The 18,652-nt window shown below is 70.6% G+C and carries 16 protein-coding genes; 7 read left to right on the top strand and 9 right to left on the bottom strand.

Annotated elements, in window-relative coordinates; genetic code table 11:
- Nucleotides 1–14: 14 nt before the first annotated feature.
- The 6 genes from ACFPQ9_RS11710 to ACFPQ9_RS11685 all read right to left on the bottom strand — a co-directional run bounded on the left by ACFPQ9_RS11710 (nucleotide 15) and on the right by ACFPQ9_RS11685 (nucleotide 8,839).
- A complete protein-coding gene (locus tag ACFPQ9_RS11710) occupies nucleotides 15–1,448 on the bottom strand; it encodes an FG-GAP-like repeat-containing protein (RefSeq protein WP_380850896.1) in 1,434 nt (477 codons plus the stop codon).
- 74 nt (nucleotides 1,449–1,522) lie between these two features.
- Complete coding sequence (locus ACFPQ9_RS11705) at nucleotides 1,523–2,938, bottom strand: FG-GAP-like repeat-containing protein (protein ID WP_380850893.1); 1,416 nt, start codon at nucleotides 2,936–2,938, stop codon at nucleotides 1,523–1,525.
- A 122-nt stretch (nucleotides 2,939–3,060) separates the two neighbouring features.
- The gene (locus ACFPQ9_RS11700) at nucleotides 3,061–4,539 is read right to left on the bottom strand and encodes an FG-GAP-like repeat-containing protein (protein WP_380850890.1); all 1,479 of its coding nucleotides are present in this window, start codon (nucleotides 4,537–4,539) and stop codon (nucleotides 3,061–3,063) included.
- 289 nt (nucleotides 4,540–4,828) lie between these two features.
- Complete coding sequence (locus tag ACFPQ9_RS11695) at nucleotides 4,829–6,187, bottom strand: FG-GAP and VCBS repeat-containing protein (protein ID WP_380850887.1); 1,359 nt, start codon at nucleotides 6,185–6,187, stop codon at nucleotides 4,829–4,831.
- A 22-nt stretch (nucleotides 6,188–6,209) separates the two neighbouring features.
- Nucleotides 6,210–7,598 (bottom strand): FG-GAP repeat protein, encoded by a 1,389-nt coding sequence (locus tag ACFPQ9_RS11690; RefSeq protein ID WP_380850884.1) that lies wholly within the window; start codon nucleotides 7,596–7,598, stop codon nucleotides 6,210–6,212.
- A gap of 179 nt (nucleotides 7,599–7,777) precedes the next feature.
- Nucleotides 7,778–8,839, bottom strand: a complete 1,062-nt coding sequence (locus tag ACFPQ9_RS11685; protein ID WP_380851044.1) for a hypothetical protein — start codon at nucleotides 8,837–8,839, stop codon at nucleotides 7,778–7,780.
- 211 nt (nucleotides 8,840–9,050) lie between these two features.
- Here ACFPQ9_RS11685 and ACFPQ9_RS11680 point away from each other — a divergent pair, with 211 nt between their 5' ends.
- From ACFPQ9_RS11680 to ACFPQ9_RS11665, 4 genes are read left to right on the top strand one after another with little or no spacing between them, the layout of a single operon-like run.
- Nucleotides 9,051–9,356: a hypothetical protein gene (locus ACFPQ9_RS11680; protein ID WP_380850881.1), complete on the top strand. Its 306-nt coding sequence runs from the start codon at nucleotides 9,051–9,053 to the stop codon at nucleotides 9,354–9,356.
- A gap of 5 nt (nucleotides 9,357–9,361) precedes the next feature.
- Nucleotides 9,362–10,663: a hypothetical protein gene (locus ACFPQ9_RS11675; protein WP_380850878.1), complete on the top strand. Its 1,302-nt coding sequence runs from the start codon at nucleotides 9,362–9,364 to the stop codon at nucleotides 10,661–10,663.
- Nucleotides 10,660–11,400, top strand: coding sequence for a hypothetical protein (locus ACFPQ9_RS11670; RefSeq protein WP_380850875.1), 741 nt, complete (start codon nucleotides 10,660–10,662; stop codon nucleotides 11,398–11,400). Before ACFPQ9_RS11675 ends, ACFPQ9_RS11670 begins: the two co-directional genes overlap by 4 nt.
- Before the next feature lie 14 nt (nucleotides 11,401–11,414).
- Nucleotides 11,415–12,026, top strand: coding sequence for a hypothetical protein (locus tag ACFPQ9_RS11665; protein WP_380850872.1), 612 nt, complete (start codon nucleotides 11,415–11,417; stop codon nucleotides 12,024–12,026).
- Nucleotides 12,027–12,033: 7 nt separating this feature from the next.
- Here the strand turns inward: ACFPQ9_RS11665 and ACFPQ9_RS11660 are convergent, their stop codons facing one another.
- On the bottom strand, nucleotides 12,034–13,347 hold the full coding sequence (locus tag ACFPQ9_RS11660; protein ID WP_380850869.1) for an FG-GAP repeat domain-containing protein: 1,314 nt from the start codon (nucleotides 13,345–13,347) through the stop codon (nucleotides 12,034–12,036).
- A 280-nt stretch (nucleotides 13,348–13,627) separates the two neighbouring features.
- On the opposite strand from ACFPQ9_RS11660, the gene ACFPQ9_RS11655 reads away from it, so the two are divergent.
- The 3 genes from ACFPQ9_RS11655 to ACFPQ9_RS11645 all read left to right on the top strand — a co-directional run bounded on the left by ACFPQ9_RS11655 (nucleotide 13,628) and on the right by ACFPQ9_RS11645 (nucleotide 15,858).
- Nucleotides 13,628–14,287 carry a Chromate resistance protein ChrB gene (locus ACFPQ9_RS11655; RefSeq protein WP_380850866.1) on the top strand — a complete coding sequence of 220 codons (660 nt, stop codon included), beginning with the start codon at nucleotides 13,628–13,630 and terminating at the stop codon, nucleotides 14,285–14,287.
- 34 nt (nucleotides 14,288–14,321) lie between these two features.
- Nucleotides 14,322–14,753, top strand: a complete 432-nt coding sequence (locus ACFPQ9_RS11650; RefSeq protein ID WP_380850863.1) for an MFS transporter — start codon at nucleotides 14,322–14,324, stop codon at nucleotides 14,751–14,753.
- Between the two features lie 451 nt (nucleotides 14,754–15,204).
- Nucleotides 15,205–15,858 carry a DUF2637 domain-containing protein gene (locus ACFPQ9_RS11645; RefSeq protein ID WP_380850860.1) on the top strand — a complete coding sequence of 218 codons (654 nt, stop codon included), beginning with the start codon at nucleotides 15,205–15,207 and terminating at the stop codon, nucleotides 15,856–15,858.
- Between the two features lie 30 nt (nucleotides 15,859–15,888).
- Here the strand turns inward: ACFPQ9_RS11645 and ACFPQ9_RS11640 are convergent, their stop codons facing one another.
- On the bottom strand, nucleotides 15,889–16,185 hold the full coding sequence (locus ACFPQ9_RS11640; RefSeq protein ID WP_380850857.1) for a zinc-ribbon domain-containing protein: 297 nt from the start codon (nucleotides 16,183–16,185) through the stop codon (nucleotides 15,889–15,891).
- 103 nt (nucleotides 16,186–16,288) lie between these two features.
- Nucleotides 16,289–18,571: a (Fe-S)-binding protein gene (locus ACFPQ9_RS11635; protein WP_380850854.1), complete on the bottom strand. Its 2,283-nt coding sequence runs from the start codon at nucleotides 18,569–18,571 to the stop codon at nucleotides 16,289–16,291.
- Nucleotides 18,572–18,652 lie beyond the last annotated feature (81 nt).

Here is an 18,652-nt window from a genome sequence, read left to right as displayed (position 1 = left end):
GGCGCGCCGGCGGGTCAGCCGGCCAGTACGTCGCCGAAGTAGGTGAGGCCGGACGGGCCGCCCAGCGTCGTGCTGCCGAAGGACTTCGCGCCGGTGGCCGTGATGCCGGAGGAGCTGCCGCGCAGGGCCCAGGCGGCGCTCGCGCCGTCGTTCTCGCCGCGGGCACCGGAGACCAGCTCCGCGCGGCCGTCCTTGCTGACGTCGGTGAGCAGGACGGAGTGACCGAAGTAGTCGTACGACTCGGCGGTGCCCGGCACTCCGCTGGTGTCCTGCGAGAACGCCTTGGAGCCGGTGCCGGTCAGGCCGGAGGCGGAGCCGCGCAGGATCACGACCGAACCGGCGTCCGTCTTCCCGCTCAGGTCCTCGTTGGCGACGCCGACCGCGATGTCGGTGTAGCCGTCGCCGTTGGTGTCACCGGCGTCCAGGCTCCAGCCGAAGGCGTCGTTCCGCTCGGACGCGCCCGGCACCGCGGCGCTGTCCTGGGTGAAGCGGGCCGGGGTGCGGGTGCTCAGGCCCCCCGCGGCTCCGTATGTCACGGTCACCGCGCCGCCGGAGCCGCCGTTGGGCTCGTCGGTCGACTTCTCCATGAAGTTGCCGGTGACGATGTCGCCGTAGCCGTCCTTGTTCACGTCCGCGATGACCGCCGCGTAGCCGCCCGCGACCTTGCTCGAGGGCGTGAGGCCGGCCGCCGCTCCCTTGTACAGGACGCTGCGGGTGCGGTAGCCGCCGCTGATCTCCTCCTGGCCCATCACCAGCAGGTCCGACCTGCCGTCGCCGTTGACGTCACCCGCGACGATCTGGTCGGTGTTGATGCCGGTCTGGTCGGAGGTGTCGATGCCGACGAGTTCCGTGGCCTTGCCGGTGCGGGTGATGGGGCCCTTGAAGATGTTCAGCCCGGGGGAGGCGTTGTTCGCCGCCGCGAGGTCGGTATCGCCGTCGCCGTCGAAGTCGCCGGTGGCCACCGACCAGCCCAGCTCGCTGCGGTACTCGGGGAGCGGGGAGGAGATGTCGGTGCCGGACTTGATGCCGGTCGCGCCGCCCCACAGCACCGTCAGGGCGCCGGTGTCGTCGGTCGTGCCGATCTGCTCGGCGTGCACGCCGACGACGATGTCGGTGTAGCCGTCGTGGTCCAGGTCGCCGGTGGTGGCGCGGTCGCCGAAGTAGTCGCCGCTCTCCGGGACGCCGGGGATGCCGGCCGTGTCCTGGCTGATGATCTGCCGCTTGGTCGTGTCCAGGCCGCTCGCGCCGCCGTAGACGACGGCGACGTAGCCGGCCTTGCTCTTGCCGGCGACCTTGGCGAGGGGTGCGGTGATGACGGCGTCGCGGTAGCCGTCGCCGTTGATGTCGCCGGCCAGGCCGGAGGGCGCTGCGGCGGCGCCGGTCGCCGGGAGGGCGGTCAGCAGGCCCGTGGTGAGGGTGGCCGCGAGCAGGAGGGTGCGCTTGCGCAAGGTGAAGTCCCTTTCACATGAAGGAGATCAGAAGTCGAGGGCCGTGCCGTGGCCGGGACCGCCTGCCGTGGGGGTCACTGGGCGATCACCGAGCCGAAGTAGTACGTGGACGGCTTCAGGGAGACGGCGGCGGCGGTCAGGCCCTGGGCGCCGGTCGTGGTCAGGCCGGTGGCGGAGCCGCGCAGGGTCCAGACGCCGCCGGAGCCGTTCTCGCCGTCGACGCCGATGGTCAGGTCGGCCTTGCCGTCCTTGGTGATGTCGGTGAGGTCGACCGCGGTACCGAAGCGGTCCCCGGTCTCGGCGGAGCCGGGGACACCGGCGGTGTCCTGGGTGTACGACTTCGAGCCCGAGGTCTTCAGACCGGACGCCGAGCCGAACAGCACGGTCACCGAGCCGGCCTCCTTCGCGGAGCCGAGGTCCTCACCGGGGACGGCGACGGCGACGTCGGCGAACTTGTCGCCGTTGATGTCGCCGGTGCTCAGATACATGCCGAAGCCGTCGTCGGTCTCGCCGGAGCCGGGCACGTTCGCGCTGTCCTGGTGGATGACGGTCGGCGTCTGCGCGGGGTCGGGGCCGTTCGGGCCGCCGTACCAGACGGTGATCTGGCCGCCCTTGTGACCGCCGGGCTTGACGCTGCCCGGGTCGGAGGAGTCACCGAGGACGAGGTCGCCGTAGCCGTCGCCGTTGATGTCGCCGATGGATCCCGAGAGGCCGTCCGCGTTCGGCAGTTCGGTGAACTTGTAGCCGCTGCCGGTCCAGCGGTAGTAGTCGATTTCGCCGCCGGCGTCGCCGTCCACGCTGAACGGGTAGACGCGCTCGGCCGCGCCGTCGCCGGTCAGATCGCCCGCGATCACGTCGTAGGTGGTGCCGAGTTCGCCCACGCGGTAGTTACTGAGCGGGCCGCCGGTGCGGGTGAACGGGCCCAGGTACAGGCGGGTGTGGTTCTGCCCGGTGAGCGTGACGTCCATGTCGCCGTCGCGGTCGAAGTCACCGGTCGCGGCGCCGCGCGAGAAGCCGCCGTACTCCGCGAGCCCGGACGGCTGCGGCAGACCCTTGCCGCCGGACAGGCCGGACGTGGAGCCCCACAGGACGGTGCCGGAGCCGACGCCGTCCCGGTCGCCGACGGTCTCGCCGGAGGAGCCGACGACGAGGTCGGAGTAGCCGTCGCGGTCCAGGTCGGCGGCGGCGAGGGAGGACCCGAACAGGTCGCCCGACTCGGCGGTGCCGGGGACGCCGGTGGAGTTCTGCGTGATGACGGCCTTGCGGCTCGCGGACACACCGGACGAGGAGCCGTACAGCACGACGACGGCACCGGCGCAGGACGCGGAGCCGACGGTGGCGCACATGGCGCTGACGGCGACGTCGCGGTAGCCGTCGCCGTTGAAGTCACCGGCCAGGCCGGAGGGCGCGGCGGAGGCCGTGTTGGCCGGGAGCGCGGTGAGCAGGCCGGTGGTGAGAACGGCGGTGAGGAGAAGGGGGCGCTTGCGCAAGGTGGATGCTCCTGGGAGGAGAGGCGCGCCTGGTGCCCGGTGGGGGCGGGACCGGGGTGCTCCATGGGTCGGTGGCCGGGCCCGTGGAGGGACGGACCCGGCCGGTCCGGTCGTACGGTGGCTCAGTCGGCGAAGTTGGCGCCGAAGAACGGCGTGCCCGTCGTCGAGACCCCCGAGGTGCTCGGGGCGATGGAACGGGAGCCGGTGGTGGTGATCTTCGAGCCGTTGGAGGGCAGGTAGGTGACCCCGCCGTTGCCGTCGTTCTCGCCGGAGCCGACCATCAGGTCGGCCTTGCCGTCGCCGGTGACGTCGTCGAGCTTGACGTCCATGCCGAACACGTCGCCGTCCTCGTCGTTGCCGGGGACGCCGGCCGTGCTCTGCGCGAAGGACTGGGCGCCGGAGGCGGTGTTCAGGCCGGAGGCCGAGCCGTACAGGACGGTGACCATGCCGGTGTCCGTGGCGGTGCCGATGTTCTCACCGGCGACGCCCACCGCGAGGTCCTGGTAGCCGTCGCCGTTGATGTCGCCGAGCTCCAGCTCGTAGCCGAAGTAGTCGTTCTTCTCGGACGTGCCGGGCACATTGCCGGTGTTCTGGGTGATGCCGGTGGTGGAGCCGAGGCCGCTCGCGGCGCCGTAGGTGATCCACACCTTGCCGCCGTCCTCGGCGCCGGGGAAGGTCACGCCGTCGTCGGCCTTGTTCCAGTGCATGCCGGTGACGATGTCGCCGTAGCCGTCGCCGTTGACATCGCCGATCCCGGTGATGACGCCGCCCTTGAGGGGCCGGGCGTCGCCGGCGGACAGGCCGCCGTCGGTGCCGGGCACGAAGTAGTTGGTGTTCCAGGCGTACTCGGTGTCGGTCTCGAAGCCGTCGACCACCAAGTCGGTGCGGCCGTCGCCGTTCACGTCGCCCGAGGTGAGGTTGAGCGGGCCGCGGGCCGTACCGCCGGACCGGATCTGGGGCTTGACGGTGTAGCGGCCGCCGAGCGCGGTGCCCGAGGCGTTGAAGCCGCCCTTGAAGACCTGGATGGTGCTGGAGGTGTTGCCGACGGCCAGGTCGTCCGTGCCGTCGCCGTCGAAGTCGCCGGCGGCCAGGTTCTTGCCCCAGGCGTCGTGCTGGGCGGGGGCCGGGTCGGCGACGGTGACGCCCTTGCCGGTGATGCCGGAGGCCGAGCCCCAGAAGAGGGCCAGGCCACCGCCGTCGACATCGCTGCCGACGTCCTCGCCGGCCGCGCCGACCGCGATGTCGTCGTAGCCGTCGCCGTTGAAGTCGCCGTAGGCGGTGTCGTGGCCGAAGCGGTCGCCGGCCTCGGCGCTGCCGGGGGCGCCCGTGGTGTTCTGGCTGATCGTGTGGCGCTTGGCGGACGAGACGCCGGTGGTGGTGCCGTACAGGACGACGAGCTGGCCGGCCTCCTTCTTGCCGCCGACGTAGGCGCCGTCGGCGGAGAAGGCCACGTCGCCCCGGCCGTCGCCGTTGAAGTCGGCGTGCGGGACGGTGGTCGAGTCGGCGGCGGTCGCCGTCGAGGCGGCGAAGGTGAGCAGACCGCCCGTCAGCGCGGCCGCGGTGGCCGTCGCGAGGGCGAGTCGCAGGTGGTGCTTGTGCATGCGGTTTCTCCTGCGGCATGCGGGGGATGCCTGGCGGGCATCCGCAGTCGGTGGGGTGCGACCGGTGGTGTTCTCCGGGAGTTGTCCTCGGGTTCACCGTGCGGTCGGCGATCAGGAGACTCGCGATGGGGCGGAAGGGTTGTACGAGGGTTCGTTAAATCTTTGAGCTTCCTGAGACTCGCTTCGGACTCTCGTCCGATGGCGACAGGAGCCCGGCACCGATGGCGACAGGAGCCCGGCACGATGATCACCGCCACCGCCACCGGACTCGCTGCCTTCATACGTCGCCTCAGTCGATGAACGCCCCACCCAGCTCCGGCAGTTCCGTCACACCCGTGGCCGTCGGCCCGCCGGCCGAGCCGCGCAGCAGCACGCTGAGGTTCGCCGCGCCGATGGCCAGTTCGGCCTTGCCGTCGCCGGTCACGTCGCGCACGCGCAGCGCGAAGCCGAAGGACTCGTACGAGTCGGCCGGACGACCCTGGACCGTCTGCGGGATCCACGACGACCGCGAACCGCTCAGGCCGCCGGACCCGCCCCGGAACACATGGACGCCGCCCTGGTCCGCCAGGCCGTTCACGTCCTCCTGCGGCACGCCGACCGCCAGATCCGCGTAGCCGTCGCCGTTGGTGTCGCCCGCCGAGACCGCGTAGCCGAAGTTGTCGTTCGCCTCGGGGCTGCCGGAGACACCGGAGCTGGCCTGGTTGTACGTCATCGAGCCGCTCGGACCGGAGGACGTGCCGCGCCAGACGCTGACGATGCCCTTGCCGTCGTTGTTGTCGGGCAGGCCGACGGCGATGTCGCCGTAGCCGTTCTTGTCGAAGTCGCCGATCGCCGCGGTCCAGGGAGCGCTGGAGTACGTCTTGGAGGCACCCGACGTCAGACCGCCCGAGGCGCCCTTGAGGAACCAGATGCGGGGCACCGGCTTGTTGTCGACGAACTGTTCGCCGAGCACCACCAGGTCGGTCCTGCCGTCGCCGTTGACCTTGCCGGAGGCGAGGCCGTACGAGTACCAGCCCTGTCCCTCCTTGTCGATCCGGCTGACGCTGCCCGTCGTACCCGACTTGGTGAAGCCGCCGCGGTACAGCCAGGTCTCCTCGCCGCCGATGACCGCGAGGTCAGGCGAGCCGTCGCCGGTGAAGTCGCCGGTGGCGAGGTCGCGGCCGAAGTAGCTGCCGGCGCCGGACGCCGGGGTGAGGTTGGTGCCGCCGGACAGGCCGGACCTGGAGCCCCAGACGATGGTGACGGTGCCGCGGTACCGCGCGCTGCCGACCGCTTCCATCGGGTTGCCGACGATCAGGTCCGCGTAGCCGTCCTTGTTGAGGTCGGCGCCGGCGATCGACTCGCCGAACGTGTCGTCCTCCTCGCCGGTGCCGGGGATGCCCGGGCTGTCCTGGTGGACGACCTGGGTGTGCGTGGTGTCGAGACCGCCCGCCGTGCCGTAGACGATGTTGACGGCGCCGCCCTCCCAGCCGTCGGCGCCGGAGATGCCCTGGTAGTAATGGCCGTACGCCAGGTCCCGGTAGCCGTCGCCGTTGAAGTCGTCGTAGTGCTTGGCGACCGCGGCGGACGCCGGGGTGCTCATGGCCAGCGGGGTCAGGCCCGCGGTGAGAAGGGCGGCGGCCAGGGCCGCCGAGGTGTGTCTGTGCATGGGGATAGGGGGCTCCTTGGGGTCAGCCGGCCATGATCATGCCGAGTCGGGGGTCGTCGCCGGTGGAGATGCCGAAGGCGCTCGGGCCGTACGTCTTCGCGCCGGACGTCGTGATGCCCGAGGCCGAGCCCTTCAGGACGGTGACGAGGCCGTCCCCGTCGTTCTCGCCGCTCGCGGCGGTCACCAGGTCGGCCTTGCCGTCCTTGTTCAGGTCGGTGAGCAGGGTGCTCTCGCCGAAGAAGTCGTTCGTCTCGGCGGCGCCGGGCACACCGGCGGAGTTCTGGGTGAGGGTCACGGCGTCCGCGGTCAGGCCCGCGGTGGTGCCGTGGTGCAGGTGGACGGCTCCGCTGACCCCGGCCTCGGTGGAGTCGTCGGGGTCGCCGAGCGCCAGGTCCTTTCGGCCGTCGCCGTCGATGTCGCCGACGGAGGGGATGCCGGGCCACGGCAGCTGGAGCGTGGAAGAGACGCCGGAGGAGGTGAGGTACGAGACGACCGCCGGGCCGTTGCCCGCCATCGAACCGCCGGTCGCGGTCTGGGTCCAGCCGGTGACGACGTCGCCGTAGCCGTCCTTGTTCAGGTCGGCAATGGTGAGCTGGGTGCCGTAGGGCAGTTCGCGCTGTCTGGCCGGGGCTGAAGTGGTGCCGAAGTAGAGGTGGTTGTGGTCGAGGTGGTTCTCGGAGGAGAGCTTGCTGCGGCCGCCGACGACGAGATCGGCCTTGGTGTCGGTGTTGACCTTGCCGGACACGAGTCGGCGCACGCCGCCGCTGCCGGTCCATGTCGTCGTGTAGGTGATCTTCGCGCCCGTGGTGCCGGACTTGGTGAAGCCGCCCTTGATGATCCACTGGGTGGTGCCGGTGGCGCCCACCGCGAGGTCCGGCTTTCCGTCACCGGTGAAGTCACCGACGGCGAGGGCCTGTCCCCAGCGGTCGTGCCGGGTGGGTGCCGGGTCCTTGACGGTGGTCGCGCCCTTCAGCCCGGTCGACGAGCCCCAGACGATCACCACGGAACCGGCCTGTTCGTCGTCGCCGACCGTCTCGTACGGGGAGCCGACGGCGAGGTCGCTGTAGCCGTCCTTGTTGAGATCGCCCACCGCCACGGCCTCGCCGAAGGCGTCGTAGTCCTCGGCCGCACCGGGCACACCGGTGGTGTTCTGGCTGACGGACGCCGTACGGCCCACCCCGCTCGACGAGCCGTACACGATGCCGACGGCACCCGCCCACCACATCCCGCCCACCCGGGCCTGGGTGGCCGCGGCGATGGAGTCCTTGTAGCCGTCCCCGTTGAAGTCGGCCGCGTACTGGCCGGTCGCGGCCGTCGCCGGCGCGGCCGCCGTGAAGGTGAGCAGACCGCCCGTCAGCGCGGCGGTGGTGGCCGTCGCGAGGGCGAGACGCAAGGGGTGGTGCTGGTGCATGCGGGGTCTCCTGCGGCATGCGGGGATGCCCGGCGGGGCATCCGCAGTCGGTGGGGTGCCGGTCCGCCCGTGTTCGCCGGGAGTTGCCCTCGGCTTCACCGGGTGATCGGCGATCAAGAGACCCTTGGAGGGGCTTAAGGGTTGTACGGGGTTGGACGAGTCTTCGGGAAATTCAGGCCCTAGTCGCCCCCACCCCCACCCCCACCACCGTCTCCGCCCCCGCCCCCGCCATCGCCTCCACCGCTGTCGCCGCCGCCCCCGCCGTCCCCGCCCCAGCCGTCGCCGCCGCCCGGTTCGTTGTCGGCGCTGCTGTTGCCGAGGTTGCTGAACCAGGCGCGGTCCCACCAGTCGTCGGGGGCGATCGGCTCACCCCCGTTCAGCGGGCGCCGCTCCGACCGGAACCGCGCCCAGCCCGTGGTGTCCCCGAGCCCGAAGGCGACGGCGAAGGTCTGCGCCATGACGGCGTCGAGCGGGTCGGGGCTGTCGTACCGCACGGGGGACAGCGGCCGCAGCAGCACGCCCGGCTCCAGCCTCTGCCGACGCGGGGGCCGCGCCAGCAGGGCGACGGGCCGTTCGTCTCGCAGCAGCCACGAGCTCGACGCGTTCTCCCGTCGCAGCACCCAGTGCCGTCCCGGGAGCCGGACCTCCACGGAACTCTTGGACCTGCGCACCTTCCTTCTGATTTCCAGCTGCGCCGTGACCTCGCCGACCGTCAGAAGCAGGCCCTGGGAAGGGCCGTGGGCGTCGCGGCGGAAGCCGTACGGCGCCCGGATCCGTACGACGGGAGCGTGCGGCCCCCAGACGTCCACGCGCACCAGGCGCCGGTCCACCGCGACTGCGATCGGCCCGGCGGGCCCCGGCGCGAGGCGCCGGGCGATCCACAGCGGTACGCCCTCGGCCCGGGCTCGGGCCGCCAGGGCCGCCACCTGCTCCGGCCCACCGCACCGCCAGACCGCCAGCTCTCCCAGCCTGTGCGCGAACTCGGCCGCCCGCCGCACCCGCACCGGAGTGGTGGTGCCGGTGAGACGGGTCACGGGAACGACCCCGGTGCCCTGCGTCAGCCGCTGCAGCGGGCGCTCCGCCCCGCCGCCTCCGAGCCAGCACCCACGCTGGAACGCCTCGGCCATGGCGCCGAGATTCAGTTCGCCGAGCGGCGTGACCCTGCCGCCGCCGCGCAGCTGTTCGTCGGTCAACTCCACGGTCCGGGCCAGCGGATTCCACGACTGCTCGCTGTAGAGCATCCGGCTCACGACACCCCCCGTATTTCTGCGCCTACAAGGCAGAGCGTGCCCGGCCCCTCCGTGGTTCCACCCGATCCCGAAGCGTGCGGAGCGTCCGAACGACCTTCGCAACCTCGGCACAGGGCGTACACCCCTCCATGGCATGATCGGGCCTTCGGCCGCCGGCGCCGTTTGCCGATGCGTCCGCGAAGCCGCGAAGGGGAGGGCCTGCATGGGGGACCACTTCAAGACCGATATCGATCAGCTCGCCGCCTTCACCGAGGACCTCAACGGGGCCAACGACTCCCTTGAGCAGGTGCGAACCGCTCTGCAGCACGTACGGTCCGACCAGATCGGCACGCCGGAGCTGGACGAGGCCTGCGACGCGTTCCAGGAGCGCTGGAAGTACGGCAACGAGCAGATCAAGGAACGAATCGGGAAGCTCACCGAGGGCCTGCAGAAGAACACGGACAACTACCGCGAAGTGGAGACCTCCCTGGAGGAGAGCTTCAAGCGGGCCGCGGCCGCGGGGAAGTGATCGCGATGGCACACAACCCGTACGTCCACCTCGGTTGGAACCCGGTGCCGGGCGAGCCCGGCGAGGTCGAGAAGCTCCGTACCCAGCTCGTCCATTCGGCGAGCGCGCTGCAGACGGCGTATCAGAGGATCGACAAGCTGCTCGGCGAGTCGAGCTTCTGGGAGGGCGACGCCGCCGTGGGCTTCCGCGAGGCCCTCGACGGTGATCTGCCGAAGTACATGAAGGACGCCCACACATCGCTGACCAAGGCGGCCGGCCACCTCGGCGCCTGGCACGGCGGGCTGACCGGCCGCAGGGAGCTGGCCCACAGGTACGACGTCGAGGCCGGCGGCCACAAGGGCGATCTGAAGACCGCCAACTCCCGGCACGAGACGGCCCAGCAGGACCCCGATCTGAAGCTCGCGGGGCAGACCTTCCAGGAGGGCCCGGAGCTCGAGAACGCACAGGCCCGGCTGAACGCGGCCAACGACCGGCTCAGCGACGCCGTCACCGCCGTCAACAACGCGCAGGGTGCGCTGGACGAGGTGCTGCGCAAGGCGCGGGAGCTGGAGGGGACGCACGAGGACGAAGCGCGGGACCTCGCGAAGAAGCTGCAGGACGCCACGAAGGATCTGGCACCGGAGGAGCCGGGCTGGCTGAGCAAGGCGCTCGGCTGGATCGGGGACAACCTCACCAACATCCTCAGTGTGCTGGCGGCGGTGGCGGGACTGCTGGCGCTGCTGTGCACGGGGCCGTTCGGGATCGCGATGCTGCTGGCCGCGGGTGCGCTGAGCCTGGCGACGATGGGCTCACGGCTCGCCGATCCCCAGGTGCGGGCCTCGCTCGCGGACGGGTTCACCAAGGGCGAGTTCGACGCGGACTTCTGGGAGAACGCGGTGGGGCTCGCCGGTGACGCCCTGGGCGCGGTGCCGGGGGTGGGGGCCGTGAGCCGCGGTCTCAACGGCGCCGTCCGGTCGACGAAGTACGCGTCCCAGGCCGTGAGCGCCGGGCAGTTCCTCGGCCGGTTCGCCGACGACACCGCCAAGGCCGCGGGCCGGCTCGCGGCCGCGGGTTCCTTCAACCCCGTCGGAGACCTGGTGGCCAAGGCGGCGGGCGGCAGCCAGGCGGTCAGAGCGGGCATGGACTACGTCTCGCCGGCCGCCGGTGTCGTCACCGCCGGCTACGGGCTGGCCGCCGAGAACATCGACGCCTTGAAGAGCGACGGCGGCAAGAACACGGCCACCGGGGTCGACGCGGCCCGCGCGGGTCTGTTCGACGGCCCCGGCGCCTTCTCGGTCGTCCGCAACGTCGCGGCGGTGCTGCGATGACACAGGAGGCCGCCGAGGCTCCGATGGGTCTGGTCATCGACGACACGGCCAGGGACCCGAGTTCGAAGATCTGGTACGCACTGCCGGACTCCTTCGTCGACGTCCCCATCGCGGCGCTGGACCCCGATCCGGGCTCCGAGCAGGAGACGCACCTTGTGCAGGCCCTGGCGCTGATTCTCGACGTCGCCCCCGAGGACCAGCGCGACCGGTACACGGGAGCACTGCGGGACGTCCGGTTCATGGCCGGGCGGATGCGGAGCGAAGGCGTCATCGCCTGCTCGCTCGGCATGCACTACGCGGACGACGGATCCTCCGCCTCGTCGGTGTTCACGGTGGCGCTCACGGACATCGAGTGGGCCCCGGCCAAGGTCACCGTGGCGCGTGCGGTGTCCTTGCGTGAATCCGCCGAGAACGTGGGGCTGTTGACGCTTCCGGGCGGTCGTCCGGCGGCGATCTCCGACACCATGATCACCATGCCGGCCCTGGAGGGGGTGCCCGGCCACGAGGTCTACCAGTGCAACCTCTGCATCCCGGCCCCCTCGGGCACCCAGCTGGGCGTCCTGACGCTGAGCACCACGGCCGTGGGTTCCCGCAAGCACTACCGCGACCTGATGGAGGGCATCGCGCACACGGTGTCCTTCCACGATCCGCTGCCCGAGATCGAGCGTGCCGCGCGCGGTGACGCGGACGACGGCGCCGACGGCATCGCGAACGACGTCGCCTCCGACTTCGGCTGACCCGGGACACGCAGATGACCACGAACACCGGCAAGCACGGCTTCGACGGACCGACGGCCTGGGACACACCCGGCACCCCGGCCGCTTTCCTCCGCTGGACGGCATGGCGACTGGCCAAGGCGATCGCCCTCGTGGCGCTGTGGTGGGGCGCGTTGTACGTCACGATCCTGCTGCCCGTGGCCGTGGTCGTTCCCATGGTCCTGGTCCTGTTCGTGATCATGTACGCCGCGGTCCTGGCCCTGGGCCGGCTGGTGGGCGGCTGGCGCATCCGCCGCATCCTCACCGTCTACCCCTGGCGCCGGCAGCCGGGCGCGGTCCGGGTCGACAAGGGGAACGCCGTCTTCGTGCTGCCGGACCCCGACCACCCGGAGAGGACGGTCTCGCTGAAGTTCAACACCGGGCTGTTCCGGTCCTTCGGCCATGAGGCCCTGAAGGACTACGACGAGGAACTCCGGTACGCGGGTGACCCCCGCTTCGCCTGTGTGGTGGCCAAGCCCGGCCTCCGCGGTCTGGCCTGTCTCACCCAGCCCACCGCCTACGACTGGCGCACCTCCGCCCGCCGCAAGGGCCTCAGCCCCGAGGCCCGCCGCCGCGCCCGCGCCATCGGCGCCCGCGTCGCCGACTGAGGGCCCGTTACCTCGCCAGGAACTCCGAGCTGGAGAAGGTGACCGACGGCTCCGCCGCCACCAGCCCCTTCTTCGTCCCCGGGTACACCGCCACCGTGTCCTTGGTCTCGCCGACGTACGTCCGCACCACCAGGTCGGCCCGTCCGTCCCCGTCGAAGTCGCCGGTCGTCACGACGCGTGTGGTGCCGCGCGCGGGCGGCTGGACGGTGACCATGCCGGCCGTCGCGAGTCCCGCCGTACGGCCGTGGAAGATCCGCAACTGCGAGCCGCTGGAGAGGAGTTCGCTCAGGCCGTCGCCGTCGAAGTCGGCCGCGTCCAGCCTGGAGCCGGCGAAGTCGAGGGTTCCGCGTCCGGCCGTTGCCGTGACGTCGTAGCGCAGGGACGTTTCGCCCATCGTGCCGATCGCCGCGTCGAGGGCCCCCTCGGCCTTGCCGAAGGCGCCGAGGGCCACGTCGATGCCGGCGGGGAGGGTGGCTCCCGTGCGGGTGGGGCCGGCCGGGCCGCCGAGGACGATCGCCGAGGTGCCCCGGCCTTCCGCCGTACGGACCACCAGGTCGTCGTATCCGTCGTCGTCGACGTCGGCCGCGGGTCCTGTGGGGACGTTGCCGGGCGACTGGATGGGGGCGCCGGCCTTGCGCGGGTTGCCCTTGCGGCTGAACGGGCCGTGCAGGAAGCTCAGTCGGCCGCCGGACGCGTGCACGATGAGGTCCTGTGCGCCGTCCCCGTCGAAGTCGCCGCACACCGGCTGGTCGGGCCAGTCGTTGCCGAAGCGGGCGCCGGCCGGGATCGCGAGCTTGACCGCGTCGCCGGTGAGGCCCTTCGGGGAGCCGAACAGGAGCTGGAGCGGCACCGGGGGCATGCCCTGCCCGTCGTAGGGCGGGTCGGTGGACACGACCAGGTCGGTGAAGCCGTCGCCGTCCAGGTCGCAGGTCGTCTCCGCGTCGAAGACGGCCGGGCGCTGCCCTTTGGTCGGGGCCGCCTGCCGCTCGGGGTCGAGCAACTGCCGTGCGCCCGGAGTGAGTCCGCGCTCGCCGCCGTAGACGATGCCGATGCCCGCGTCGTCCGCGTGGGCCTGCGCCTTGACCAGGTCGTTGAGGACGAGGTCGCGATGGCCGTCGCCGTTGAAGTCGTCAGGGATCCTGCTGCCCTTGCCCGGTGGGACGGGGAGCAGTGCGGGGGCGTCGGCCACCTGGACGGGTGTGTGCCGGGCCGGCTCCGCGTCGTCGTGCGGGGTGGGGCCACAGGCGGCGACCGTGAGGGCGAGGACGCCGAGGGTGCCGGTCAGGGCCGCCGTACACTTCCCGCTTCTTCGCGCGCGCACCGCTCACCTCGTCGACATCAGGGGAAACAACTGGGTAATGATGCACGCGTTCGAGGGGCGGCGACAGCCCCGTGCGGGGGTGCGCGGGCCATCGGCCGAGCTGTGACCGCCCATTTGGCTTCTATCGACACGTATCGAGTGACTGGACGGCGGTGTTCCGGCCACATGACGGCCGACGCTCAGCCGTCGAGCGCCAGGACTGACACCCCTCCCCGCACCCGGGCGCCCCCGTCACTCTTCCGGGTCCCGCATCGATGTAACAGCTGCTACATTCCGAAGTGTGACCGAGATCGAATACGGCGGCGAGGGCGACGAGGCGCGTGACGGAACGCGCTGGATCGTCCTCGTCGTCAGGGTTCCGGCCGAGCCCTCCCGGCACCGGGTGGCCGTCTGGCGTGAGCTGCGGAAGATCGGTGCGCTGTCGCTGGGGCAGGGGGTGTGGGCCGTACCGGACGTGCCGCTGTTCGCCGACGGGATCGGCCGGGTGCTGGAGCTGACCGAGCGCGCCGGCGGCGAGGCCGTCTCGCTCGCGGCCACCGGGCGGGGCACCCAGGACGGACGGCGGCTGCGCGCCATGTTCACGGCCGCCCGCTCCGCCGACTGGACCGAATTCATCGCCGACTGCGGCAAGTTCGAGGCGGAACTGGCCAAGGCCCGCGGCGGAGCCGCTGTCGGAAACAGCCGTATCGCCAAGTTCACGCTCGCCGAACTGGAGGAAGAGGAGCAGTCGCTGGAGCGGCTGCGCCGCTGGCACCGGGACCTGACCGCGCGGGACGTGTTCGGCGCCCCCGAGTCCGCCGAGGCCGGCGAACGGCTCAAGGTCTGCGTCGCCGCCTGCGAGGACTACGCCGAGCGCGTCTTCACCGCACTGCACCAGGTGCCGGAGCAACGCGTCCCCGAAGAGGGGAGGCGGGAGCCCGGCGAGGAGCCCGGCCGATGACCACGACCCAGCCCCGGCCGGCCCCGCGGCCCGGATGTGGCCCCTGTACGCCGCCGGCTTCACCACCGCCTTCGGCGCGCACGGCATCGCCGCCAACCTCGGCGGGCACTCCGACGACGCGGTGACCTCCCTGCTCGTGCTCGGTGGCCTGCTCGCCCTCTACGACGGCGCCGAGGTGGTGCTCAAGCCGGTCTTCGGCAGCCTCGCCGACCGGATCGGCGCCCGCCCGGTCCTGCTCGGCGGACTGGTCGCCTTCGCGCTCGCCTCCGCCGCCTACGTCGCCGCCGACAGCCCCGCCTGGCTCTGGGCCGCCCGGCTCGGCCAGGGCGCCGCCGCCTCCGCGTTCTCACCGTCCGCCTCCGCGCTGGTCGCCCGACTGACATGGGCTCCGCCGAACTCGGTCGGGAACTCGGCGACGCGGGCGGACCGCTGCTGGTGGCCGCCGTCGCCTCCCTGGCCACCCTGACCCACGGTTACGCCGCCCTCGCTCTGCTCATCGCCGTCGGCCCCGCGCTCGCCTTCCGTAAAACCGCCCGCAAGGCCGTCGATAACACCATGTAAAAGATCTTCTCCATTTCTTCGACCGCACCGGTCATTCGATCTTCCAGATAATCACCGTTGACGCGTATTCCCCCGAATGCCAGATGTCCGGTCCTGTGTGGTGCTCGTTAGGTGAATGTGACGTGGCGGGAAAAACATGCAGCTGAGGACAGTTCGATGAGCTCGTTCCGGGCAGCTGATCAGATCGGTGCGGAAAGCATCACCGGTTGCTCTGATCTGCTCGATGAGTTCCTCAGGGCAATCAGTCGGATGGAGAGTGAATATCTCCGTGCGGCTCTGGAGGGGGAGAAGATCTAGAAATGAGGTCCGACTATGACGCGGTAGAGCAGCAGCCTCATTACGCTCAGCGGCTCGACATGCAGAACCTCTGGCAGGCCCCTGAGCAGGGGATCTCCTCGTCGGGCGGCTGGGATCTGGACGCGGAGCTGGCTCACATGCTGAGCACGACGCAGGGCCTGGATCTCTCCGATCTCGTGCCGCCGTCTCCGCCGCCCCAGCGCAGCGACGACAGACCCCCGCCCCGCCCGGTCCATCGGAAACGACCTCAGACGGGCGCCCGGATCCTCGGTGGAAATCCGAAGATCGTGAGCGTCTCTGTGCTGGTCACGTTAATCACCTTGTGTGCGGTGACGATGCTCACATGGTCCATCTCGTATTCGTACGATCAGCTCCGCGACATCGCGCTTCTCGTCGTTTCGGAGAAGTTGGCGCAATGGTGGCCGCTGACGGTGTACGGACCGTGGCTGCTGGCCGGCCTGTCCATCCTGCGGGCCTCCGTCCAGCGCCGGACCGCCCGGCGCTCCTGGGCCGTCATGCTGATCTCCTCCGGCACGGCCGTCGCCCTGTGCATCGGTCAGTCGGCGCATTCCCTGCTCGCGATGGTGATCGTCGGAATTCCCCCGATCACCGCCCTGGTCTGCTTTCGCGAGCTTGTCGGCCAGTTCTCGTCGCGCCCCGGCCCGAGGCACGCCGCCGACACGATGAACAACCCCAAGCAGCCCAAGTCGTAGACCGCCGCCCGGGGTTCCGGAAGTGCCCCGTCAGTACTGGTACGGCTGCCGCTGAGACTGCCCGTACGGCTGCTGACCCCCGGAGCCCCCGGCGGCGGCCTGCGCCTGGAGCTGCTCGGCCTGCTCCCGGGGCACCTTGTGCTCCGCGCCGCAGAACGTGCACTGCGTCGCGTACTTGGTCGAGACCGGGAACAGCGGCACGAAGAACAGGGTGAACTTCGTGACGCGCTTGCGCAGCGTGTGCGCCGCGGGGTTGCCGCACTGGCCGCACACCAGCGTGAGTATCGCGAGCTGGTAGAGGTAACCCTTGGTGCCGAAGATGATCACGCGGCGGTCCTTTCCGGTCAGTTCCTGTCGTCCAGCCTGCCGTACGACGACGCCCCCTGTCCCGTGCGGGGGACAGGGGGCGTCGGACGGACGGCCGTGACGGCTACTTCACCGGCTCGGGCTCCGGCTCGCTCTCCGTCTGCGCGGTGTCCTCGGGGTCCACCGGCGTCTTGACCGACTCCAGCAGCAGCTGGGCGACGTCGACGACCTGGATGGACTCCTTGGCCTTGCCGTCGTTCTTCTTGCCGTTGACCGAGTCGGTCAGCATGACGAGGCAGAACGGGCAGGCGGTGGAGACGATGTCCGGGTTCGTGGAGAGAGCCTCGTCGACACGCTCGTTGTTGATGCGCTTGCCGATCCGCTCCTCCATCCACATCCGCGCACCACCGGCGCCGCAGCAGAAGCCGCGCTCCTTGTGGCGGTGCATCTCCTCGTTCCTGAGGCCCGGGACGCTGGCGATGATCTCGCGCGGCGGCGTGTAGATCTTGTTGTGCCGGCCCAGGTAGCACGGGTCGTGGTAGGTGATGATGCCCTCGACCGGGGTCACCGGGACCAGCTTGCCCTCGTCCACCAGGTGCTGGAGCAGCTGGGTGTGGTGGATGACCTCGTAGTCGCCGCCGATCTGCGGGTACTCGTTGCCGATCGTGTTGAGGCAGTGCGGGCAGGTGGCGACGATCTTCTTCGCCGACCTGGGCTTCGCCGACTCGGGGACGACCTTGCCCTCGTCGTCCAGTTCCTCGCCGAACGCCATGTTCAGCGCCATGACGTTCTCCATGCCGAGCTCCTGGAACAGGGGCTCGTTGCCCAGGCGGCGGGCGGAGTCACCGGTGCACTTCTCGTCGCCGCCCATGATCGCGAACTTCACGCCCGCGATGTGCAGCAGCTCGGCGAAGGCCTTGGTGGTCTTCTTGGCCCGGTCCTCCAGGGCGCCGGCGCAGCCGACCCAGTACAGGTACTCGACCTCGGTGAGGTCCTCGATGTCCTGGCCGACGACCGGGACCTCGAACTCGACCTCCTTGAGCCACTCCAGGCGCTGCTTCTTCGCCAGGCCCCAGGGGTTGCCCTTCTTCTCCAGGTTCTTGAGCATCGTGCCCGCCTCGGACGGGAACGCGCTCTCGATCATCACCTGGTAGCGGCGCATGTCGACGATGTGGTCGATGTGCTCGATGTCCACCGGGCACTGCTCGACACAGGCACCGCAAGTGGTGCAGGACCACAGGACGTCCGGGTCGATGACGCCGTTCTCCTCGGCGGTGCCGATCAGCGGACGCTCGGCCTCCGCCAGCGCCTCCGCGGGCACCGAGGCGAGCTGCTCCTCGGACGCCTTCTCCTCGCCCTCCATGGACTTGCCGCCACCCGCGAGCAGGTACGGCGCCTTGGCGTGCGCGTGGTCCCGCAGCGACATGATCAGCAGCTTCGGGGAGAGCGGCTTGCCCGTGTTCCAGGCCGGGCACTGCGACTGGCAGCGGCCGCACTCGGTGCAGGTGGAGAAGTCCAGCAGGCCCTTCCAGGAGAACTGCTCGACCTGGGAGACACCGAAGACGTCGTCGTCACCGGGGTCGGTGAAGTCGATCGGCTTGCCGCCCGACGTCATCGGCAGCAGGGCGCCCAGCGAGGTCTCACCGGTGGCGTTGCGCTTGAACCAGATGTTCGGGAAGCCCAGGAAGCGGTGCCAGGCCACACCCATGTCGGTCTTCAGCGAGACCACGATCATCCAGATGAAGGAGGCCGCGATCTTCAGGCCGGCGAAGAAGTAGGTGAGGTTCTGGAGCGTGGAGACGTCCATGCCCTCCAGCCAGTGCACCACCGGGTACGAGATGAAGAACGAGGCCTCGTAGCCGTCCACGTGGTGCTGTGCGCCTTCCAGCGCGTGCAGCATGAAGATGCAGACACCGACGATCAGGATGATCGTCTCGACGAAGTAGGCCTGGCCGGTGTTCGAGCCCGCGAAACGGGACTTGCGGCCCGCCCTGCCCGGCCGGGACAGCTGCCGGATGACGACCAGCGTCGCGATGCCGACCACCGTCATGGTGCCGATGAACTCGACATACATGTTGTACGGCGCCCAGTCGCCGATGACCGGCAGGATCCAGTCGGCCTTGAAGAGCTGGCCGAAGGCGTTGACGATCGTCAGCAGCAGTGTGTAGAAGCCGATCGCGACGAACCAGTGCGCGATGCCGACGATGCCCCAGCGGTTCATCCGGGTGTGCCCCAGGAACTCCTTCACCAGGGTGACGGTGCGCTGGTAGGGGTCGTTGGTCCGGGATCCGGCGGGCACGTTCTGGCCGAGCCGCAGGAAGTTGAAGATCTGCAGGAGGGCGCGGCCGAACAGTGCCACGCCGACCACGATCAGGACCAGCGACACGATGATCGCGGCGAGTTGCATTTCGGGGCTCCTCGGGCCTGCGAGGCGACATTACTAAGCGGTAACTTATGCAGTCCTCTGAGACTACCCGCATCCTCGGTC

The organism is Streptomyces coerulescens (assembly GCF_042657965.1).
GTDB classification, from domain to species: domain Bacteria; phylum Actinomycetota; class Actinomycetes; order Streptomycetales; family Streptomycetaceae; genus Streptomyces; species Streptomyces coerulescens.
The sequence above is the reverse complement of the archived record's forward strand: the minus strand, read 5'-3'. Positions and strand labels throughout refer to the sequence as shown.